The 21512-nt window shown below is 73.0% G+C and carries 18 protein-coding genes; 8 read left to right on the top strand and 10 right to left on the bottom strand.

Features of this window, described 5'->3' with window-relative positions; translation table 11 throughout:
• Positions 1 to 14: 14 nt before the first annotated feature.
• From ACZ6AQ_RS11395 to ACZ6AQ_RS11405, 3 genes are read right to left on the bottom strand one after another with little or no spacing between them, the layout of a single operon-like run.
• Entirely contained in the window at positions 15 to 800 is a 786-nt protein-coding gene (locus ACZ6AQ_RS11395; RefSeq protein ID WP_468759332.1) for a sulfite exporter TauE/SafE family protein, read from the bottom strand.
• A gap of 36 nt (positions 801 to 836) precedes the next feature.
• Positions 837 to 1094 (bottom strand): hypothetical protein, encoded by a 258-nt coding sequence (locus tag ACZ6AQ_RS11400; protein WP_468759334.1) that lies wholly within the window; start codon positions 1092 to 1094, stop codon positions 837 to 839.
• The gene (locus ACZ6AQ_RS11405; RefSeq protein ID WP_468759803.1) at positions 1087 to 2394 is read right to left on the bottom strand and encodes a ferredoxin reductase family protein; all 1308 of its coding nucleotides are present in this window, start codon (positions 2392 to 2394) and stop codon (positions 1087 to 1089) included. The genes ACZ6AQ_RS11400 and ACZ6AQ_RS11405 overlap by 8 nt, the downstream gene beginning before the upstream one ends.
• Positions 2395 to 2952: 558 nt before the next feature.
• Here ACZ6AQ_RS11405 and ACZ6AQ_RS11410 point away from each other — a divergent pair.
• Genes ACZ6AQ_RS11410 through nirD form a run of 3 tightly spaced genes read left to right on the top strand, consistent with a single transcriptional unit; the run spans position 2953 to position 7152 of the window.
• The gene (locus ACZ6AQ_RS11410) at positions 2953 to 4266 is read left to right on the top strand and encodes an NAD(P)/FAD-dependent oxidoreductase (protein WP_468759336.1); all 1314 of its coding nucleotides are present in this window, start codon (positions 2953 to 2955) and stop codon (positions 4264 to 4266) included.
• Positions 4256 to 6814, top strand: coding sequence for a nitrite reductase large subunit NirB (gene nirB, locus ACZ6AQ_RS11415; protein WP_468759338.1), 2559 nt, complete (start codon positions 4256 to 4258; stop codon positions 6812 to 6814). The genes ACZ6AQ_RS11410 and nirB overlap by 11 nt, the downstream gene beginning before the upstream one ends.
• Entirely contained in the window at positions 6811 to 7152 is a 342-nt protein-coding gene (nirD, locus tag ACZ6AQ_RS11420; RefSeq protein ID WP_468759340.1) for a nitrite reductase small subunit NirD, read from the top strand. The genes nirB and nirD overlap by 4 nt, the downstream gene beginning before the upstream one ends.
• Before the next feature lie 135 nt (positions 7153 to 7287).
• Here the strand turns inward: nirD and ACZ6AQ_RS11425 are convergent, their stop codons facing one another.
• Both ACZ6AQ_RS11425 and ACZ6AQ_RS11430 read right to left on the bottom strand, forming a co-directional pair.
• Complete coding sequence (locus tag ACZ6AQ_RS11425) at positions 7288 to 7701, bottom strand: VOC family protein (RefSeq protein ID WP_468759341.1); 414 nt, start codon at positions 7699 to 7701, stop codon at positions 7288 to 7290.
• Positions 7702 to 7832: 131 nt separating this feature from the next.
• Positions 7833 to 8282 carry a group III truncated hemoglobin gene (locus ACZ6AQ_RS11430; protein ID WP_468759343.1) on the bottom strand — a complete coding sequence of 150 codons (450 nt, stop codon included), beginning with the start codon at positions 8280 to 8282 and terminating at the stop codon, positions 7833 to 7835.
• A gap of 470 nt (positions 8283 to 8752) precedes the next feature.
• Between ACZ6AQ_RS11430 and ACZ6AQ_RS11435 the strand changes: the two genes are divergently transcribed.
• Positions 8753 to 9907, top strand: coding sequence for an alkaline phosphatase PhoX (locus ACZ6AQ_RS11435; RefSeq protein ID WP_388694718.1), 1155 nt, complete (start codon positions 8753 to 8755; stop codon positions 9905 to 9907).
• On the opposite strand, the gene ACZ6AQ_RS11440 is transcribed toward ACZ6AQ_RS11435, so the two are convergent.
• From ACZ6AQ_RS11440 to ACZ6AQ_RS11455, 4 genes are all read right to left on the bottom strand, one after another.
• On the bottom strand, positions 9877 to 10902 hold the full coding sequence (locus tag ACZ6AQ_RS11440) for an ArsR/SmtB family transcription factor (RefSeq protein ID WP_468759344.1): 1026 nt from the start codon (positions 10900 to 10902) through the stop codon (positions 9877 to 9879). The genes ACZ6AQ_RS11435 and ACZ6AQ_RS11440 overlap by 31 nt on opposite strands.
• Positions 10903 to 11466: 564 nt before the next feature.
• On the bottom strand, positions 11467 to 14178 hold the full coding sequence (gene ppdK / locus ACZ6AQ_RS11445) for a pyruvate, phosphate dikinase (protein ID WP_468759346.1): 2712 nt from the start codon (positions 14176 to 14178) through the stop codon (positions 11467 to 11469).
• 356 nt (positions 14179 to 14534) lie between these two features.
• Positions 14535 to 15671, bottom strand: coding sequence for a tRNA dihydrouridine synthase DusB (dusB, locus tag ACZ6AQ_RS11450; protein ID WP_388694726.1), 1137 nt, complete (start codon positions 15669 to 15671; stop codon positions 14535 to 14537).
• 218 nt (positions 15672 to 15889) lie between these two features.
• Positions 15890 to 16114, bottom strand: coding sequence for a DUF6243 family protein (locus ACZ6AQ_RS11455; protein WP_468759348.1), 225 nt, complete (start codon positions 16112 to 16114; stop codon positions 15890 to 15892).
• Positions 16115 to 16424: 310 nt separating this feature from the next.
• On the opposite strand from ACZ6AQ_RS11455, the gene ACZ6AQ_RS11460 reads away from it, so the two are divergent.
• Positions 16425 to 17159 (top strand): VC0807 family protein, encoded by a 735-nt coding sequence (locus ACZ6AQ_RS11460; protein ID WP_468759350.1) that lies wholly within the window; start codon positions 16425 to 16427, stop codon positions 17157 to 17159.
• A gap of 76 nt (positions 17160 to 17235) precedes the next feature.
• Here ACZ6AQ_RS11460 and ACZ6AQ_RS11465 read toward each other — a convergent pair whose 3' ends face one another.
• A complete protein-coding gene (locus tag ACZ6AQ_RS11465) occupies positions 17236 to 18618 on the bottom strand; it encodes a glycine--tRNA ligase (protein ID WP_388694729.1) in 1383 nt (460 codons plus the stop codon).
• A 176-nt stretch (positions 18619 to 18794) separates the two neighbouring features.
• Between ACZ6AQ_RS11465 and ACZ6AQ_RS11470 the strand changes: the two genes are divergently transcribed.
• The 3 genes from ACZ6AQ_RS11470 to ACZ6AQ_RS11480 are packed head-to-tail and all read left to right on the top strand — an operon-like array spanning position 18795 to position 21468.
• Positions 18795 to 19772, top strand: coding sequence for a metal ABC transporter substrate-binding protein (locus ACZ6AQ_RS11470; RefSeq protein WP_468759351.1), 978 nt, complete (start codon positions 18795 to 18797; stop codon positions 19770 to 19772).
• A gap of 26 nt (positions 19773 to 19798) precedes the next feature.
• Positions 19799 to 20572, top strand: coding sequence for a metal ABC transporter ATP-binding protein (locus ACZ6AQ_RS11475; protein ID WP_468759352.1), 774 nt, complete (start codon positions 19799 to 19801; stop codon positions 20570 to 20572).
• Between the two features lie 2 nt (positions 20573 to 20574).
• Complete coding sequence (locus ACZ6AQ_RS11480) at positions 20575 to 21468, top strand: metal ABC transporter permease (RefSeq protein WP_468759353.1); 894 nt, start codon at positions 20575 to 20577, stop codon at positions 21466 to 21468.
• Positions 21469 to 21512: the final 44 nt, after the last annotated feature.

Below are 21512 nucleotides of genomic sequence, written 5' to 3' on the forward strand. Positions count from 1 at the left end.
CCGGTCCCGGCGGCTCACGCCCACTGGTCGAAGGCGAGCTTCGCGATCAGGGAGAGGACGACCGCCAGCAGCACCCCGCGGACGAACCCGGTGCCCCTGCTCAGCGCCATCCGGGCCCCGGCCGTCCCGCCGACCAGGTTGAAGACCGCCATGACGGCGGCGAGCTGCCCGTACACGGTGCCCTGGTACGCGAACATCGCGAGGGCGCCCACGTTGGTGCAGACGTTGACGATCTTGGCGGTGGCGGAGGCGGTCACCAGGTCCAGGTGGAGCACGGCGGTCAGGGCGAGGACCAGGAAGGTGCCGGTGCCGGGCCCGAACAGGCCGTCGTAGAAGCCGATCCCGCCGCCGACGACCACGATCGCGGTCACGATCCGGGCCCGGGTCGGCGGCACCCGCTCCTCCCCCTCGGCCCGCGCGCCGAAGGAGGGCCGCAGCATCACGAAGGCCGCCACCCCGAGCAGGACCACCATGATCAGCGGGCGCAGGACCTCGCTGCCGATCCCGGCGGCGAAGAAGGCGCCGCCCATGGAGCCGGCGAGGGCCGCGAGCCCGATCCTCACCGCCGTCCGGACGTCCACCGGTGCCTTGCGGGCGTAAGTGACGGCCGCCCCGGTGGTGCCGACGACGGCGACGGCCTTGTTGGTGCCGAGGACCTGGGCGGCGGGGGCGTGCGGGAGCCCGAGCAGCAGCGCGGGCAGCAGGAGCAGTCCGCCACCGCCGACCACGGCGTCGATCCAGCCCGCCACGAGGGCGGCGAGACAGAGCAGGACGAGCGTGGTCAGCGATATGTCGGGCACCCCGTGAGCCTAGGGACGGGCTCGTCGTCCCGTCCATCAGTCCCGGGAGAGTTGAGCTACGTCTGAGCTTGCCGTGCCCGGCGCGCGGTCGGGCGCGGGCGGGGCGGCCGGGGTGACGGAGGAGGCCAGCAGGGTCGCGGCGAGCGCCCCGGCCCCGAGGACCCCGGCGGCGAACAGGCGCCGGGTCCGCCGGAAGTCGGGGGCGGGCCGGTGCCGGGCCCGGCGGGGGCCGGGGGCGTACGGACGCCGGGGGCCGGGGAGGGGCGGCGCGGACGGCGCTCCGTGTCTAGGCATGGTCGAAGTCCTCGCTGTGGATGCGGGAGGCGGGCACTCCGGCCCGGCGCAGGGAGGCGAACGCGGCCCGGGCCATCGCGGGCGGGCCGCACAGGTACACGTCGTGGGCGGCGAGTCCGGGCACGAGGTCGCGCAGCGCGCGGGGGGCGAGCGGGTCGAAGGAGCCGTCCGAGGGGCCGAGGAGGAAGTGCAGGGCGGCCTGCCGTTCGCGGGCGATGGCCTGCAGTTCCTCGCGCAGGACGACGGCGGACGCGTTCGAGGCGCGGTAGAGGAGGGTCACGTCGCCGGGCCCGCCGGGCAGCGTCTCGAAGAGGGCCCGCAGCGGGGTGATGCCGACCCCGCCCGCGACCAGCAGGACCTTGCGGCGGGTGCGGCGGTGGGCGGTGAGCGCCCCGAAGGGGCCCGAGGCCAGGACCCGGGTGCCGGGGCGGAGGCGCCGGACGCGGCGGGTGTGGTCGCCGAGGGCCTTGACGGTGATGCGCAGGGTGTCGTCGCGGACCGGCGCGGAGAGGGAGAAGGGCAGGGCCGTCGCCCAGAGCCCGCGCCGCAGGAACCGCCAGCGGAAGAACTGGCCGGGTTCGGCGCGCAGCCGGGCCACCCCCCGGCCCCGGACGAGGACCGAGACGACCCCCGGGCCCTCGTCGCGGACCTCGGCCACCCGCAGGTCGTGGCGGAGGGCGGCGCGGACGGGAACGACGGCCCGGTACCAGACGAGGAGGACGGCGACGGTGCCGTGGGCCATGGACCAGAGCCAGCGGGTGAGGAGGCCGCCGGCGATGTCCGGGCCCGCGAGCTGGTGGACGAAGCCGAGCGCGGCGGCGAGCAGCGCGCCGAGGTGGACCGCCCGCCAGGTCTCGTGCCGGAGCCGGCGGCGCACGCTCCGGGCGGAGGTGACGCCGACGGCGGCGAGGAGGACGGTGCCGGCGGCCGCGGCGGCGATCGCCCCGTACGAGAGGAGGCCCCCGGTCGCGGTGAGCAGGTCGGTGTGGGTGTGCACCGCGTAGCCGCAGAGGGCGAGGGCGGCGTGGGCGGCGATCAGGACGAGGACGTACCGGCCGCCGAGGGCGTGCCAGCGGGCGAGCCGGTCGGCGCCGACGCCGTGCTCGACGGCCGGGACGCGGGCCATGAGCAGCAGGAGGACGAGGACGCCGTACCCGGCGAGGAGACCGGTGAGGTGGGCGCCACTGGCGAAGAAGGCGTCGAGCCGCGCGGAGGGCCGGGCCTGGAGGCCCCAGAGGAGGGCCACGGCCCCGGCACCGGCGACGATCCCGGTGCGCAGGCGCTCGGGAGCGAGCCGCAGCGCGGGCACGGGCGTGGCCGGGCGCCGCTCGGCCGGACGACGGCGCTCGGCCGGACGGCGGCGGGGCGCGGGCGGGCGACGACGGCGGCCGGGCGCGGGCGGACGGCGGGGCGCGGCGGGGGCCTGCGGCACGGTGAGGGATACGTAGAGAGGGTGGCTGGCCTCGGTGGTCACATCCGGCACCCTAGGTCCGCCGGTGCGCGGGAAACCGTGCTCCGGCCGCGCCGCCCCGATCCTTAAGGCGGGCTTGAGGCAAGGCTGACCACGGATTAATCCTGGGGCGGGCGGGCGGGCGGGACGGCGGCGGACGCCGGGCGGCCCGGAGGAGGGCCGGCCTGCCGGGGCGGGGGCGGCCGGAGCGGGCCGGGGCGGGCTTCGACCGGGCGACGGAGGCACGGGACCCACGGAACCACGGGCCCCTCAGCGCGCGGACCCGGGATCCCTCAGCGCGCGGACCCGGAACCTCACAGCGCGCGGGCCCGGGACCTGAGACCGGCGTTCCGTGCGGGAAACAGCCGGGATGCCGCCGGGTAACACCGGTCGCGCACGCTTCCCGTCATGAGGACACGCATCGTGGTGATCGGGGGCGGACCGGCGGGCGCCCGGCTCGCCCGGCGCCTGCCGGTCACGCTCGTGGGCGAGGAACCGCACGCGCCGTACAACAGGGTGCTGCTCGCGGACGTCCTCGCCGGGCGGTACGGCCCCGAGGTGATCGCACTGCCCGGGACCCGGGAGCCGGCGCGGCTCGGGGTGCGGGCGGTGCGGATCGACCGGGCGGCGCGGACGGTGGAGTGCGCGGACGGTTCGCTCGTGGGCTACGACCGGCTGGTCCTGGCGACGGGCTCCCATCCGGTGCTGCCGCCGCTGCGCGGACTGGCCGGGGGCGCGCCGCCCCGGGGCGTCCACCCCTTCCGTACCCTCGACGACTGTCTGGCGCTCCGCGCGGCGGTACGGCCCGGGGTGCGGGCGGTGGTCGTCGGCGGCGGACTGCTCGGCGTGTCGGCCGCGCGGGCGCTCGCGGCGCTCGGCGCGGACGTGGTCCTGGCCCAGCAGGGCGAGCGCCTGATGGAACGACAGCTCGACGCCCCGGCCTCGGCCCTGCTGCGCGAGCACGTCGAGTCCCTCGGGGCCGAGGTGCACACCGAGTGCCGGGTGAGCGGTCTGCGGCAGCGGGACGGCGCGGTGACGGCCGTCGAACTCGCCGACGGCTTCGTCCTCGACGCCCAGGTGGTGGTCCTGGCCTGCGGGGTCCGTCCCCGGGTGGCCCTGGCCCGGGAGGCGGGCCTCGCCGTCGCCACCGGGATCGTGGTCGACGACGAGCTGCGCACCTCGGACCCGTACGTCCACGCGGTGGGCGACTGCGCGGAACACAGGGGGCGGGTGTACGGCCTGGCGGGCCCGGCCCTCGAACAGGCGGACGCGCTGGCGGAGGTGCTGGAGCGGGAGGCCCGGGGAGCCGGGCCGGCGGAGGCGCCGGGGGCGGAGGTCCGGGAAGCCGCGGCGCCGGGAGCCGGGATTCCCGCTCCGTCCGCCGGCCCCGCGTCCCCTTCCGCGTCCCCTCCCCCGCCCGCCTACACCGGCACCCGCGCCCTGACCCGCCTGACCCTCGCCGGCCCGCGGCCGCTCGACCTGGCCGCGTTCGGCGAGGTGACCGCCCGGCCGGGCGACGACACCGTCCGGCTCACCGACGCCACCCGCAACGCCTACCGCAAGGTCGTCGTCCGGGGGGACCGTCTCGTCGGCGGCGTCCTCCTCAACGACCTCGCGGCGGTCGGCGCGCTCGCCCGGGCCTGGGAGGGCGACGAGGCCCTCCCCGAGGCCCCCCTGCTCCATCTGCTCACCCACGACGGAGGCTCCCGACATGAGCGCTGACACCGGCACGCGTGCCCGCACGGCCGCGCGCACCCCGACGATCGTCCTGGTCGGCCACGGAATGGTCGGCCAGCGGTTCCTGGAGGCGCTGGCCGACCGTGGCGTCACCGAGCGGGCCCGGATCGTGGTCCTCTGTGAGGAGCCGCGCCCCGCCTACGACCGCGTGCGGCTCACCTCGTACTTCTCCGGCAGGGGCCTCGACGACCTGTCGATGGTCGGGGAGGGCTTCCTGGAGGAGCACGGCATCGAGCTGTACGTGGGCGAGCCGGCCGAGTCGGTGGACCGGGAGGCCCGGACGGTCACCGCCCGCTCCGGGCGGGTCTTCGCGTACGACACCCTGGTCCTCGCCACCGGCTCGTACCCCTTCGTCCCGCCGGTGCCCGGCAGGGACGCCCGGGGCTGCTTCGTCTACCGCACGATCGAGGACCTGCTGGCGATCGAGGAGTACGCGGGGACGGCGACGGCCGGCGCGGTGGTCGGCGGCGGGCTGCTCGGCCTGGAGGCGGCGGGCGCGCTCAAGGGACTCGGGCTCGACACCCACGTGGTGGAGTTCGCGCCGCGCCTGATGCCGGTGCAGGTGGACGAGGGCGGCGGCGCGGCCCTGCTGCGCACGATCGAGCGGACGGGGCTGACCGTCCACACGGGGAAGGGCACGCGGGAGGTCGTGACGGCGGACGGCGCCGTGGCGGGGATGCGCCTCTCGGACGACTCCGAGCTGGCCGTGGACCTGGTGGTCTTCTCCGCCGGGGTGCGGCCCCGGGACCAGCTCGCCCGGGACTGCGGACTCGCCGTGGGCGAGCGCGGCGGCATCGCCGTGGACGAGCGGTGCCGGACCTCGGACCCGGCGGTCTTCGCGATCGGGGAGTGCGCGCTCGCCGCCGACGGGCGGGTCTACGGCCTGGTGGCGCCGGGGTACGAGATGGCGCAGACGGTGGCGGCGGTCCTCGCGGAGGAGGAGCACCGGGGCTTCACGGGCGCCGACACGTCGACCAGGCTGAAGCTGCTCGGCGTGGACGTGGCCTCGTTCGGCGACGCGCACGGCACCGCCGAGGGCTGCCTGGACGTCGTGTACTCCGACTCCCGCTCGGGCGTCTACAAGAAGCTGGTGGTGGACGGCGAGGGGGTGCTGCTCGGCGGCGTCCTGGTCGGCGACGCCGACGCGTACGGGCTGCTGAAGCCGCTCACCGGCAGCGTTCCGCCGGTCTCGCCCGAGCAGCTGGTCCTTCCGGCGGGCACGGGCGCGCCGGTGGCGCTCGGGCCCTCGGCGCTCCCGGACGACGCGGTGATCTGCTCGTGCCACAACGTCACGAAGCACGCGATCGGCCGGTGCGCGTCCCTCGCCGAGGTGAAGAGGTGCACCAGGGCCGGCACGGGCTGCGGCGGCTGTGTGAAGACGATCGAGAAGCTGCTGCCGGCCGCCGCCGACCAGGGGCTCTGCGGCTGCTTCCCGCACACCAGGAGCGAGCTGTACGAGATCGCCCGCGCCCTGCGCGTGACCTCGTTCGCCGCGCTGCTCGACTCGCACGGGCGGCCGGAGGCGCGGGGCGGCGAGGGGTGCGAGGTCTGCAAGCCGGCCGTCGGCTCGATCCTGGCCTCGCTCGCGCCGGCGATCGGCCTGGACGGCTACATCCTGGACGGCGAGCAGGCCGCCCTGCAGGACACCAACGACCACTTCCTCGCCAACCTCCAGCGCAACGGCTCCTATTCGGTGGTGCCGCGCATCCCCGGAGGGGAGATCACCCCCGACAAGCTGATCGTGATCGGTGAGGTCGCCCGGGACTTCGGGCTCTACACGAAGATCACGGGCGGTCAGCGGATCGACCTCTTCGGCGCCCGGGTGGACCAGCTCCCGGCGATCTGGTCCCGTCTGGTGGACGCGGGCTTCGAGTCGGGGCACGCGTACGGCAAGTCGCTGCGCACGGTGAAGTCCTGCGTCGGGCAGACCTGGTGCCGCTACGGCGTCCAGGACTCGGTGCGGATGGCGATCCGGCTCGAACTGCGCTACCGGGGCCTGCGCGCCCCGCACAAGCTGAAGTCGGCGGTGTCGGGCTGTGCGCGCGAGTGCGCCGAGGCCCAGTCGAAGGACTTCGGGGTCATCGCCACGGCCAACGGCTGGAACCTGTACGTCGGCGGGAACGGCGGCGCGACCCCGCGCCACGCGGACCTCCTCGCCCAGGACCTGTCGGACGCCGAGCTGGTGCGGCTGATCGACCGGTTCCTGATGTTCTACATCCGGACGGCGGACCGCCTGGAGCGGACGTCGGCCTGGCTGGAGCGCCTGGAGGGCGGGCTCGGCCACCTCAGGGACGTGGTGGTGCACGACTCGCTCGGGCTCTGCGACGAGCTGGAGGCGCTGATGGCCGCGCACGTCGCGGGCTACCGGGACGAGTGGGCGCAGACCCTCGACGACCCGGAGCGGCTGCGGCGCTTCGTCTCCTTCGTGAACGCCCCGGAGGCGCCGGACCCCTCGGTCCGGTTCGTCCCGGAGCGCGACCAGATCAAGCCCGACCTCGCACTTCTCACTCCGGAAGGGGCCTTCTCCCGATGACGACGCTCGAACTCTCCCCGTCCCCCGCCTCCTGGATGGCCGTCTGCGAGGAGTCCCGGCTGACCCCGGGCCGCGGCGTGGCGGCACTGCTGCCGGACGGCCGGCAGGCGGCGCTCTTCCGGGACCGGTCGGGCCGGACGTACGCGATCGACAACCGCGACCCGTTCACGGGGGCGCAGGTGCTCTCCCGGGGGCTGCTCGGCTCGGCGGACGGGCGGCCGTTCGTGGCCTCGCCGCTCCTGAAGCAGCGGTTCGACCTGGAGACGGGCCGCTGCCTGGACGACGAGGGGGTCGCGGTGGCGGTGTACCCGGTGCGAACGGTCCGGCCCCTCCCGTAGGGGGCCCGGCTCCCGGGGCGCGCTCCTCCGCGGCCGGCGCCGCCGTCCGGGCCGGGTGCCCGGCGGCGGCGTCGTGGTCCGGTGCGGCTCCGGCCCGGCGCGGTTCCGGACCGGCCCGTCGGGCTCCGGACCGGCTCAGCCCTGGGCGGCGGCCGGGTCCATCCAGAAGACCTCCCAGTGGTGGCCGTCCAGGTCGGTGAAGGAGCGCCCGTACATGAAGCCCATGTCCATCGGCTCCTTCGCCGGGGTGCCGCCCGCGGCGAGGGCCGCGTCGGCCAGCTCGTCGGCCTTCTCCCGGCTCTCGGCGCTCAGCGTGATCAGCACCTCGGTGGCCTTCGTCGCGTCGGAGATCTCCTTGCCGGGGGCGGTGAAGTCCCTGAACTTCTCCTCGGTCAGCAGCATCGCGAAGATGGTGTCGCTGATCACGAGGCAGGCGGCGGTGTCGTCGCTGAACTTCGGGTTGAAGGAGTAGCCGAGCTTCTCGAAGAACGCCCTGCTGGCGCCGAGGTCCTTCACGGGAAGGTTCACGAAGATCATCTGCGGGGCCATGGCGCTCTCTCCTCGGGTCGTCCGGTCCGCCCTGTGCGTTCCGGCGTTCTCAGGAGGTAGGACGGGGGCCGGGCCCGGAACTCATCGCTCTCCGGGAGGGAATCTCCTCCCCGTCCCGGCCCGGGGTCCGCTCAGGCCACGGTCCTCAGGGTGAGCGCCGACAGCGGTACGAACCCGCCGCCCGTGCCCCCGGTGGAGGCGTCGGGTCCGGCGAGCCGCCGCAGCAGCGCGAGGGCGACCCGTTCCCCCTGCGCCTTGGCCCGGTCGGCCCTCGGTCCCCGGTGCAGGCCGTCGACGGAGGCGTGCCAGAGCTGCACCCACCGGCCGAAGTGGGCGGCGGTGAGGGGGCGCGCGGAGTGGATCACGGCGTGCGGGGCGAAGGCGTCCCGCCCGTAGCCGGCGGTGCGGAAGAGGGCGCGCTCCCAGAAGTCGCCGATCCTCGGCAGGTGGGCCTCCAGGTCCGTACCGGCGATCTCGGTGAAGAAGGGCCCGACGAGCGGGTCGGCGAAGGCCGCGGTGTAGAAGCGGCGCAGCAGTACGTCGAGGTCGGCGCGGTCGCTGATGTCCCGGGTGGCACGCATGTCCCCAGTGTCCCCTCCCTCCGTCCCCTCCTCCAGTGCCGAAGGTCCCGGCGGACCGGCTTCCCGGGGCCGGGGGGCCGGGAGTCGGGGTGCCCCGGGGAAGGGGACGCCGGGATCACCGGGATCACCGGGATCACCGGGATCACCGGGATCACCGGGATCACCGGCGATCGTGCCCGCACACCCGTGCCCTTACCCATGCCCGCACCCGTACGCGCACCCGTTCCCGTCCTCCCGTCCCCGCGTCCCCGCGTCCTCCCGTCCCCGCGTCCCCGCGTCCCCGCGTCCTCCCGTCCCCGCGTCCCCGCGCCCCCGCGTCCTCCCGTCCGCGAAAGCCTCCCCGTGTCCGCCGCCTCCCCTTCACCGCTCGTTGACGCCCCGTCAATTCCGTACCCCTAGGTTCCGGAACGCGCGACCCCGCCGCCGACCGGTGCGGCGGGGCGGTTCACCATCCTTCTCGGGAGTGAGACGTGGAGCGACGCGGTTTCCTGCGTGGAGCGGTCCTCGGCACCTCGGTCGCCGCCTTCGGCGGCAGCCTCTGGCACGGCGCGGCCTTCGCCGCCCCCGCCCAGCCCGGCGCCGGCCCCTACGGGGCTCTCGGTCCGGCGAACGCGAACGGCATCCAGCTGCCGGCCGGATTCACCAGCCGGGTGATCGCCCGGTCCGGGCAGACGGTCGCCGGGACCTCGTACACCTGGCACAACGCGCCCGACGGCGGTGCCTGCTTCGCCGACGGCACCGGCTGGATCTACGTCTCGAACTCGGAGATCAACCCGGGCGGCGGCGCGAGCGCGGTCAGGTTCGACGCGGCGGGCACGATCACCGGCGCGTACCGCATCCTCTCCGGCACCCGGCAGAACTGCGCGGGCGGCGCCACCCCGTGGAACACCTGGCTGTCCTGCGAGGAGGTGTCCCTGGGCTACGTCTACGAGTCGAACCCGTGGGGCGGCACGGCCCACCGCCGCGACGCGATGGGCCGCTTCAAGCACGAGGCGGCGGCGGCCGACCCGGTCCGCAGGGCGATCTACCTGACCGAGGACGAGACGGACGGCTGCTTCTACCGCTTCCTGCCCACCACCTGGGGCGACCTCTCCTCCGGCACCCTCCAGGTCTTCAAGGCGTCCACCGCCACCTCCGGCACCTTCACCTGGCAGAACGTGCCGGACCCCGACGGCTCCCCGACCACCACCCGCAACCAGGTCTCCGGTGCCAAGCGCTTCAACGGCGGCGAGGGCTGCTACTACGCGAACGACACCGTCTGGTTCACCACCAAGGGCGACAACCGGGTCTGGCAGGTCAACCTCGCCGCCGGCACGTACGAGCTGGCCTACGACGACTCCCTGGTCTCCGGCGGCGCCCCGCTCACCGGTGTCGACAACGTCACCGGCACCTCCTCCGGGGACCTGTACGTCGCCGAGGACGGCGGGAACATGGAGATCTGCCTCATCACCCCGGACGACGTCGTCGCGCCGTTCCTGCGGATCAACGGCCAGTCCGGATCGGAGATCACCGGACCGGCCTTCTCCCCCGACGGCAGGCGGCTGTACTTCTCCAGCCAGCGGGGCACGAGCGGCAGCTCCTCGGGCGGCATCACCTACGAGGTGACCGGCCCGTTCCGCGCGTAGCAGCGCAGGTCCACCTTCTTCTGCCGGGCGCCGCCGAGGAGGGCGGCGCCCAGCGGCGTCAGGGTGTGCAGGACCGCGTTGCCGTGGCGCAGGGTCGCGATGAGCCCGGCCTCGCGCAGGACGCCGGCGTGCTGGCTGGCCGAGGCCATCGACACCCCGGCGCGGCGGGCGAGTTCACTGGTCGTCCCGCCGTCCCCGATGGCGTGCAGCACGGCGGACCGGGTCTGGCCGACGAGCTTGGCGAGCGAGGAGCCGCCCGGCGCGCGGACGGTCGGCGCCTCGCCGTGGGTGACGGGGTAGACGAGGACCGGCGGCAGCGCGGGGTCGCGCAGGACGACGGGGGTCCCCCGGCAGAAGTACGAGGGCTGGAGCAGCAGTCCCCGCCCGTCGAGGTGGACGTCCCGGTCCACGGGGTAGTCGGCCTCCAGGACGGGCGCGCGCCAGCGCAGCGTCGGCGGCAGCGAGGCGAGGAGTTCGTCGGCGCCGCCGTCCAGGAGGGCCCGGCCGCGGCGGGCCCGGTCGGCCTCGACGCGGGCCCGGATGTGCGGCCAGTACGGTTCGACGACGGCCCGGTGGTAGCCGCGCAGCGCCCCCACGAGCCGGTCGAAGGGCTCCGCTCCCCCGTCCGCGAGGGCGCGCAGCGAGTGGGGCACGGTCCGTCCGCCGGAGCGGTCGGCGGCGAGCAGCGAGAGTTCGCCGCGCAGCCGGCCGGGGTCGGTCGCGCGGATCGCCTGGAGTCCCTCGTCGAGGCCGTGGAGGCCCTCCGCGGGCGTCAGGAAGTCGGGGAAATAGCCCCGGCTGGGAATGAGGGCGGCGAGGAGGCGGGTCTCACCGCCGAGCCGCGTCCGGACTTCCGAGCGCCATTCCCCGTAGACGACGGGCCCCCGCCGGTCCCTTAACCGGTGAAAGCTCAGAATCGTTTCCCACAGAACGTCCGGCCGGGCGGCCGTTCGCACCCCCGCCAAGTCGTTTCCGGTGAAATGAATTCGCAGCATGACGTCCCCACCTGTGCACTCGCAACCACCCCGTTGTCGAGTATGCACAGCATCACTGCACGTTACCAGGGTGTTTCAGCCACAGTTGAAAAGCATCGCGGCAAACCGGGCGGAACCGAAAAGCTGTACGGGTCGGGCGGGAAACCTTCAGGACCGAGGTGACGCGACGAAGACCGTGGGGGGCTTCGCGCGTCCGGCGGCGGTCGGCGAGGGTAACGGCTCACCCGCCCGGCACCGGTAAAGGGAGCGGCCTCCGGGTGGGGATCCGGAGGCCGCGCCCGCCCCGCTCTTTGCGGCACGGAAACAGAAAAGTTCAATTCCCGATAATTCAATCCGCTCCGATTGGACGCGAGCCCGCCTCCGGCCCACGGCCGGGTGAAATGAACGGCCGGCGTCCGGGAGGAGAACGACGGGACGGACACCTCCGCACAAAGGTGTCCGTCCCGTCCCGCGATTCCGGGGCCGCGCCGCCCGCCGGTGAGGGTGGGAAAACGGGCCGGCGGCGGCCCCGGGGCCCGGTGGCGGGGCTTCCGCGACGGGGAACCCCGCCGCGGAAGGCCCGGCTCAGCGGCTGTCGCTGCCCTTCGACCCGGCCGCCGCGCGGCCCGCCTCCAGGCGCGCCACCGGAATCCGGAAGGGCGAGCAGGAGACGTAGTCGAGACCCACCTCGTGGAAGAAGTGCACCGACTCCGGGTCGCCGCCGTGCTCGCCGCAGACGCCGAGCTTGATGTCGGGGCGGGTGGCCCGGCCGGCCTCGACGGCGCTGCGCACCAGGGCGCCCACGCCGTCCTTGTCGATGGTCTCGAAGGGGCTGACGCCGAAGATGCCCTTCTCCAGGTACGCGGTGAAGAACGACGCCTCCACGTCGTCGCGGGAGAAGCCCCACACCGTCTGCGTCAGGTCGTTGGTGCCGAAGGAGAAGAACTCGGCGGCCTCCGCGATCTGACCGGCGGTCACGGCGGCGCGCGGCAGCTCGATCATGGTGCCGAGCGCGAGCCTCAGCTCCACGCCGGTCCGCGCCTGGACCTCCGCGATGACCTGCTCGGCCTCCTCGCGGACGATCTCCAGCTCCTGGACGGTGCCGACGAGCGGGATCATGATCTCGGCGCGCGGGTCGCCCTTGGCGTCGATCCGCTGGGCGGCGGCCTCCGCGATCGCCCGGACCTGCATGGTGAACAGGCCGGGGATGACCAGACCGAGGCGGACGCCGCGCAGACCCAGCATCGGGTTCTGCTCGTGCAGCCGGTGCACGGCCTGGAGCAGGCGCAGGTCGTTCTCGTGCGGCTCCTTGCGGGACTCGGCGAGGGCGACGCGGACCGACAGCTCGGTGATGTCGGGCAGGAACTCGTGCAGCGGCGGGTCGAGGAGCCGGACCGTGACGGGCAGCCCGTCCATGGCCTCGAAGAGCTCGACGAAGTCCTGCTTCTGGAGCGGCAGGAGGGCCTTGAGGGCGTCCTCGCGCTCGGCGTCCGTGTCCGCGAGGATCAGCCGCTCGACGTACTGGCGGCGCTCGCCGAGGAACATGTGCTCAGTGCGGCACAGGCCGATGCCCTGGGCGCCGAAGCGGCGGGCGCGCGAGGCGTCCTCGGCGTTGTCGGCGTTGGCGCGGACCCGCAGGCGGCGGACGCGGTCGGCGTAGGCCATGATCCGGTGGACGGCGGCGACCAGCTCGTCCGCGTCGTCGGCCCCGGCGTGCATCCGGCCCTCGAAGTACTCGACGACCGGGGACGGCACGACGGGCACCTCACCGAGGTAGACCTTGCCGGTGGAGCCGTCGATGGAGACGACGTCGCCCTCCTCGACCACCTGGCCGCCGGAGGTGGTCATGCGGCGGCGCTTGGTGTCGACCTCCAGCTCCTCGGCGCCGCAGACACAGGTCTTGCCCATGCCGCGGGCGACGACGGCGGCGTGCGAGGTCTTGCCGCCGCGGGAGGTGAGGATGCCCTCGGCGGCGATCATGCCGTCCAGGTCGTCCGGGTTGGTCTCGCGGCGGATCAGGATGACCTTCTCGCCCGAACGGGACCACTTGACGGCCGTGTACGAGTCGAAGACGGCCTTGCCGACGGCGGCGCCCGGGGAGGCGGCGATGCCGCGCCCGATCTGCTCGACCTTCGCGCCCTCGTCGAACTTGGGGAACATCAGCTGGGCGAGCTGGGCGCCGGTGACCCGCTGGAGCGCCTCGGCCTCGTCGATCAGGCCCTGGTCCACGAGCTGGGTCGCGATGCGGAAGGCGGCACCGGCGGTGCGCTTGCCGACGCGGGTCTGGAGCATCCAGAGCTGGCCGCGCTCGATGGTGAACTCGATGTCGCAGAGATCCTTGTAGTGGGTCTCCAGGGTCTCCATGATGTGCATGAGCCGGTCGTACGACGTCTTGTCGATCGACTCCAGGTCGGCCAGCGGCACCGTGTTGCGGATGCCGGCGACGACGTCCTCGCCCTGCGCGTTCTGGAGGTAGTCGCCGTAGACGCCCTGGTGGCCGGAGGCGGGGTCGCGGGTGAAGGCGACGCCGGTGCCGGAGTCCGGGCCGAGGTTGCCGAAGACCATCGAGCAGACGTTGACGGCGGTGCCGAGGTCGTGCGGGATGCGCTCCTGGCGGCGGTACAGCTTGGCGCGGTCCGTGTTCCAGGAGTTGAAGACGGCCTCGATGGCGAGGTCCATCTGCTCGCGCGGGTCCTGCGGGAAGTCGCGGCCGGTCCCGGCCTTCACGATCTCCTTGAACCGCCGGACGACCTCCTGGAGGTCGGCGGCGTCGAGTTCGGTGTCGCTGACGACCTTCTTCGCGGCCTTGACCTCGTCGAGGGCGTCCTCGAAGAGTTCGCCGTCCACGTCGAGGACGGTCTTGCCGAACATCTGGATGAGCCGGCGGTACGAGTCCCACGCGAAGCGCTCGTTGTCGGCCTGGCGCGCGAGGCCGACGACGGACTCGTCCGAGAGGCCGATGTTGAGGACGGTGTCCATCATGCCCGGCATGGAGAACTTGGCGCCGGAGCGGACGGAGACCAGCAGCGGGTCGTCGGCCTGGCCGAGCTTCTTGCCCATCTTCCGCTCCAGGGCGTCGAGGTGGGCGCTCACCTCGTCGCGGAGCTCGGCCGGCTCGGAGCCGCTCTCGAGGTAGACCTTGCACGCTTCGGTCGTGATCGTGAAGCCGGGGGGGACCGGCAGACCGAGGTTGGTCATCTCGGCCAGGTTCGCGCCCTTGCCGCCGAGGAGGTCCTTCAGGTCCCTGTTGCCCTCGGTGAAGTCGTACACGAACTTCTGATCATTGTTTTCCGACACGGGCCACGACTCCTCGACGACTCGGTTGGCTGCCCTGACGGCGAGGAACATACCCAGATCGAAGGCTTCTAGGGAGGTACGCCTAGCGGTCATATGGTCTTAACCACTCGTCCGCCAGCACTTCGAAAGTAACCAATGGGTAGCCTCCGGCTTCAGGCTCCGAAGGCCGCCTGCGGAAAAACCGGAAGATCCACGCTCATACGAGCAGGCACACGAGCACTTGCGTTCAACTTGTGAACACAAAAAGGGTGGCACCCAGTGCCACCCTTCAGGTCCCGCAACCGATCCTCATGCGCTCATGTGAGCGCATGACCCCTCAAGGGTGGCGAGGATCACTCCCCGGGAAAGGCATGATCTCAGCCGCCGGACGTGTCCAGCTCCGCGTCCTCGCTCACGCCCGAGCAGTCGTAGGGGTCCTTCAACCAGCCGTCCGGCAGGACAACCCGGTTGTTTCCGGACGTACGGCCCCGGGGCCCGTCCGCGCCGACCGGCCACGGCTGGTCCAGGTCGAGTTCGCTCAACTGAGCACGCAGCTCGTCCAGGGAGGAGGTGACCGCCAGCTTCTTGCGCATTTCGGAACCGACCGCGAAGCCCTTGAGGTACCAGGCCACGTGCTTGCGGAAGTCGATGACACCGCGTGCCTCGTCCCCCAGCCACTCCCCGAGCAGCCGCGCGTGCCGCACCATCGCGTCCGCGACCTCCCGCAGCTCCGGCCGCGCGTACGCGCCCGTGCCCTCGAAGCCCGCCACCAGGTCCCCGAAGAGCCACGGGCGGCCCAGGCAGCCGCGCCCGACGACCACGCCGTCGCAGCCGGTCTCGCGCATCATCCGCAGGGCGTCGTCGGCCGACCAGATGTCGCCGTTGCCGAGGACCGGGATCTCCGGCACGTGCTCCTTGAGGCGCGCGATGGCGTCCCAGTCGGCCGTACCGCCGTAGTGCTGGGCCGCCGTCCGCCCGTGCAGGGCGATCGCCGTGACGCCCTCCTCGACCGCGATCCGGCCCGCGTCCAGGAAGGTGATGTGGTCGTCGTCGATGCCCTTGCGCATCTTCATCGTCACCGGCAGGTCGCCCGCGTTGGTCACGGCCTCGTGCAGGATCGCCCGCAGCAGCGGCCGCTTGTAGGGCAGGGCCGAGCCGCCGCCCTTGCGCGTCACCTTGGGGACGGGGCAGCCGAAGTTCAGGTCGATGTGGTCGGCCAGGTCCTCGTCCACGATCATCCGCACGGCCTTGCCGACCGTCACCGGGTCCACTCCGTAGAGCTGGATCGAGCGCGGCTTCTCGGTCTCGTCGAAGCGGATGAGCTGCATCGTCTTCTCGTTGCGCTCGACCAGCGCCCTCGTCGTGATCATCTCGCTCACGAACAGGCCCTTGCCGCCGGAGTACTCGCGGCAGAGGGTGCGGAAGGGGGCGTTGGTGATGCCGGCCATCGGGGCGAGCACCACCGGGGGCTGCACGATGTGCGGCCCGATGGCGAGAGGGGTGAACGCGGTCATCCGCCCATTGTCGCGCACGACGGCGGCCGCACGTCGGCCGCGCCGTCCGGACATGTCGGAGTTCACATCTCCACGGCACGCGCGCACCCCCGGAGCCTCCGGGCGGGAGCGGGCAGCGAGAGGCGGGAGAGTGCCGTGAGGGGCGGGAGAGCGGGGAGCACGGGGCGAACGGAGGGGGCCGAGGCGTGCGGACGCCCCGGCCCCCGTCGCGGAACGCCTTACTCCCGGGCGGCGCTGGTGCCGGTGCCCTCCGGGCTCGCGGTGCCTTCGGCACGCGCGGTTCCCTGCGCGCGTGCGCGCATCTTCCTCAGCAGCTCCTGCTTGTGGTCGTCGGCCGTGGACCGGGCGGCGGCGCGGCCCTGGCCGGCGCCCTGCCGGTCGGCGCGGGACAGCTTCTTGCGCTGTCCACCGACGCCGAGGAGGTTGTTGCGGCTCTTCGCCACGAGGTTCTCCCGTCAGTGGGGTGGGCGGTGGTCGGATCGGATCGGCCGGAGCCGGACGCTCACTCGTAGATCTGGAAGAACGCGTACATGCCGGGGACGCTACCCCGCCGCGGCCCGCCGGCACCCGATTTTTCCCGCACCACTCCCGCCCCGCCGCCCGCGTACGGGGAGCGCCGCGCGCCCCCGACTTGGTGATCATTTTGAGCGGACTTTCCCGTTCCGTACCCGGTCGCCGACTAGCGTTCCCCCGCATCGTGACCGCGCCGCAGCGGCGAGCACCGCACCACGAGCACCACTCACAGGGGGAACCATGTCAGCGCACGAGCGGACGGCCGCCGCCGCCCCGGCCGGCCGGCCCGGACCACCGGCACGCTCCGGGGCCTCGGCGGCGATCGGCTGGTTCCTGACCATCGGGCTGAACGTCGTCGCGCCGATCCTCACGTACGACGCCCTGACCGAGGACCGGGGCTGGAGCGAGTTCGGAGCCCTGCTCGTCAGCGGCGTCTGGCCACTGCTCGACAGCGCCCTCATGGTCGCCTGGCGGCGCAAGCTCGACGAGTTCGCGGTCGTCACCCTCGTCTTCCTGGTGATCACGGCCCTGGTCTCGCTGATCGGCGCGCACACCGCCCGTGCCCTGCTGATCAAGGACTCGGGCGTGACCGGCCTCTTCGGGCTGCTCTGCCTGGGGACCCTGCTCGCGCCCCGGCCGCTGATGTTCTACTTCGGGCGCAAGTTCGCGACCGACGGCTCCCCGGAGTCCGCCGCCTGGTGGAACGGGCTCTGGCAGTTCGACGGCTTCCGCTCCACCATGCGCACGATCACGCTGGTCTGGGGCGTGGCCTACCTGGCCGAGGCCCTGGTCCGCATCGCCCTGGCGTACGCCCTGGACACCTCGGTCATGGTCGTGCTCAGCCCGGTGATGATCTACGGCGTGCTCGGGACGCTCGCCCTCTGGACGGCGTGGTTCAGCAAGCGCCGGGCGGCCGAGGGGGCCCGCCGGCAGGCCGCGGCCGAAGCGGCGGACGGCGCGGCGGCCCCGGCCTGACGGGACCGCGCCGCAAGGGGAAGGCCCCCGGTTCCTGGAGACGGAACCGGGGGCCTTCCCGCAGGGCGGGCGGAGATCAGCAGCCGAGGAGACGGCTGCCCAGGTAGGACTGGATCTGGTCGAGGGAGACGCGCTCCTGCTTCATGGTGTCGCGCTCGCGCACGGTCACCGCGTTGTCCTCAAGGGTGTCGAAGTCGACGGTGACGCAGAACGGGGTGCCGATCTCGTCCTGGCGGCGGTAGCGGCGGCCGATGGCACCGGCGTCGTCGAACTCGATGTTCCAGTTCTGCCGCAGGTCGGCCGCGAGGCCCTTGGCCTTCGGGGAGAGCTGCGGGTTGCGGGAGAGCGGCAGGACCGCGACCTTGACCGGGGCCAGGCGCGGGTCGAGGCGCAGGACGGTGCGCTTCTCCATGACGCCCTTGGCGTTCGGGGCCTCGTCCTCGACGTACGCGTCGAGGAGGAAGGCCAGCATCGTGCGGCCGACACCGGCGGCGGGCTCGATGACGTACGGCGTCCAGCGCTCGCCGGTCTCCTGGTCCAGGTAGGTCAGGTTGGCGCCGGAAGCCTTGGAGTGCGCGCTCAGGTCGTAGTCGGTGCGGTTGGCGACGCCCTCCAGCTCGCCCCACTCGCTGCCGCCGAACTGGAAGCGGTACTCGATGTCGGCGGTGCGCTTCGAGTAGTGGGAGAGCTTCTCCTGCGGGTGCTCGAACCAGCGCATGTTCTCCTCACGGAGACCCAGCGACGTGTACCAGTTCCAGCGCTGCTCCATCCAGTACTCCTGCCACTGCTCGTCCTCGCCCGGCTTGACGAAGAACTCCATCTCCATCTGCTCGAACTCGCGGGTGCGGAAGATGAAGTTGCCCGGAGTGATCTCGTTCCGGAAGGACTTGCCCATCTGGGCGATGCCGAACGGGGGCTTCTTGCGCGAGGTCTGCTGGACCTGGGCGAAATTGGTGAAGATGCCCTGGGCGGTCTCGGGGCGCAGGTAGGCGACCGAGCCGGTGTCCTGGGTCGGGCCCAGGTGCGTGGAGAGCAGGCCGGAGAACTGCTTGGGCTCGGTGAAGGTGCCCTTGTTGCCGCAGTTCGGGCAGTTGAGGTCGGTCAGGCCGTTCTCGGGGAGGCGGCCGTGCTTCTCCTCGTACGCCTCTTCCAGGTGGTCGGCGCGGTAGCGCTTGTGGCAGGAGGTGCACTCGGTCAGCGGGTCGCTGAAGGTGGCGACGTGACCGGACGCCTCCCAGACCTCGGTGGCCAGGATGACCGACGAGTCGATGCCGACGACGTCCTCGCGCGCGGTGACCATGTAACGCCACCACTGGCGCTTGATGTTCTCCTTGAGTTCGACACCCAGCGGCCCGTAGTCCCAGGCGGCCTTCTGACCGCCGTAGATCTCGCTGCAGGGATAGACGAAGCCACGGCGCTTGCTCAGGCTGACGATGGTGTCGATCTTGTCGGCGGCCACGGTGCTCTCTTCATTACGACGACGAAGTGCGAATGCCACAGGTTACCGGCGCCCGTACCCCCCGCATCAAATCGGTTCCGGCGTCCGCGCGCGGGCGGACCCTCCCGGGTCTCCGTGGGAGGGACCACACGGAAGGCAATTGACAACCGTTTCCATCTTTGTTGAAAATGAGTGTCATGAACGTACGCCGCCTCATACCCGCCACCGCCCTCGGCGGAGCCGTCGCCCTCGGCCTCGTCTCCCTCTCCGCCTGCGGCACCTCGGACGCCGCCGGGAAGGGGAGCGACGGCAGGCTGGACGTCGTGGCCTCGTTCTATCCGATGCAGTACCTGGCCGAGCAGATAGGCGGCGGCCACGTCGCCGTCGACACGCTCACCAAGCCCGGCGTCGAACCCCACGACCTGGAGCTGAAGCCGAAGCAGATCGGCGCGCTCGGCGAGGCCGACGTCATCCTCTACCTCAAGGGCATCCAGCCCGCCGTCGACGACGCCGTCGCCCAGGCCGGCGTCAAGAACACGGTCGACGCCGCCACCCTCACGAAGCTCGAGGCGCACGGCACCGGGGCCGGCCACGAACACGAGCACGGCGACGCGCACGCCGGGGAAGAGGACCACGACCACGGTTCCGGCGCCGACTCCGACCCGCACGTCTGGCTCGACCCCGTGAAGTACGCCGAGGTCGCCAAGGGCGTCGGCGCCGCCCTGGCGAAGGCGGACCCGGACCACGCCGCCGACTACGCGAAGAACACCGACGCCCTGGTGAAGAAGCTCGACGGCCTGCACGCCGAGTTCGAGACGGGCCTGAGGAACACCGCCACCCGCACCTTCATCACCACCCACGCCGCCTTCGGCTACCTCGCCGAGCGGTACCACCTGGAGCAGGAGGGCATCTCCGGCGTCGACCCCGAGTCCGAGCCGAGCCCCGCCCGCATCAAGGAGCTCCAGTCCGTCGCGGCCAGGGACAAGGTCTCCACCGTCTTCTTCGAGACCCTCGCGAGCGACAGGACCGCGAAGACCCTCGCCGGCGACACCGGTCTGAAGACCGACGTGCTCGACCCGCTGGAGGGAATCACGGACAAGTCCCGGGGCGCCGACTACCTCGAGGTCATGCGCTCCAACCTCGCCGCGCTGAAGAAGGCCCTCGGCGCCAAGTGACCACCGCACAGCAGGAGGTACGGCCCATGGCCCAGGAACCCGTCGCACCCGTCATTTCCGTCCGCGGCGCCACGGCCGCCCTCGGTGCCCGGCCCGTCCTCCGGGGCGTCGACCTCACCGTCCACCGCGGCGAGGTCGTCGCCCTGCTCGGCGCCAACGGCTCCGGCAAGTCCACCGCCGTCCGCTCCGTCATCGGCCAGGTGCCGCTGACCGGCGGCACGATCGAGCTGTTCGGCACCGAGCGGAAGCGGTTCCGCGACTGGGCCCGCATCGGCTACGTACCGCAGCGCACCACCGCCGCGAGCGGCGTCCCCGCGACCGTCCGCGAGGTCGTCACCTCGGGCCGGCTCTCCCGCCGCAGGTTCGGCCGGCTGTCCCGGGAGGACCGGGCCGCCGTCGAGCGGGCCATCGCCCTCGTCGGCCTCGCCGACCGCGCCGGGGACCCGGTGGGCGCCCTCTCCGGGGGCCAGCACCAGCGGGTCCTGATCGCCCGCGCACTCGCCTCCGGGCCCGAACTCCTGATCATGGACGAGCCGATGGCGGGCGTGGACCTCGCCAGCCAGGAGATCCTGGCCGCGACCCTGCGCGAGCAGGTGGCGGACGGCACCTCCGTCCTCCTCGTCCTGCACGAGCTGGGCCCCCTGGAGCCGCTGATCGACCGGGCCGTCGTCCTGCGCGACGGCTGCGTCGTCCACGACGGCCCGCCGCCCGAGGCCGTCGGCCAGCACGCCCTGCCCGGCCACGACCACGTACATCCGCACGCGGCCGGCGAGCCGCTCCGCACGGGACTGCTGACCTGACCATGGACTTCCTCGAACCCGCCTTCATGCAGAGGGCGCTGATCGCCGCCCTCCTCGTCGGCGTCACCGCCCCCTCCGTCGGCGTCTACCTCGTCCAGCGCCGCCAGGCCCTGATGGGCGACGGCATCGGCCACGTCGCCATGACCGGCGTCGGCCTGGGCTTCCTGCTGAACTCCAGCCCGGTCTGGATGGCGACCCTCGTCGCCGTCGCGGGCTCGGTCGCGATGGAGCTGATCCGGGCGTACGGCAAGACCCGCGGCGACCTGGCGCTCGCGCTGCTCTTCTACGGCGGCATGGCGGGCGGCGTCCTCCTGATCAACCTCTCGCCGACCGGCTCCAACGCCAACCTCACCTCGTACCTCTTCGGCTCGCTCACCACCGTCTCGCCCGAGGACATCACCGCGATCTCGGTCCTGGCCGCCTTCGTGGTCCTGGTCACGGTCGGCCTGCGCCGCCGGCTGTTCGCCGTCAGCCAGGACGAGGAGTTCGCCCGGGTCACCGGTCTGCCGGTGCGCGCCCTGAACCTGCTGATCGCCGTCACGGCCGCGGTGACCGTCACGGTCGCCATGCGGGTCGTGGGCCTGCTCCTGGTGAGCGCGCTCATGGTGGTGCCGGTCGCGGCGGCCCAGCAGCTGTCCCGCTCCTTCCGGACGACGTTCGCCGGCGCGGTCCTCATCGGGGTCGTCGTCTCCCTCTCGGGCACGGTCACCACGTACTACGTGGAGGCCCCGCCCGGCGCGACGATCGTGCTGTACGCGATCGGGGTCTTCGTCCTGCTCACGGTGCTCGCCACCCCGCTCGCGAAGCGGCGGGCCCGTGCGGCCGAGGCGGGGACGGCGGCCTGCGACGCGCCGGTCCCGGCGAGCCGGCGGCCCGGTGACGACGTGAAGGTCTGAACCGCGACCGGCCCCGGGGGCGTACGGGGGACTGGCAGAATGAC

Source organism: Streptomyces sp. NPDC041191 (genome assembly GCF_055591945.1).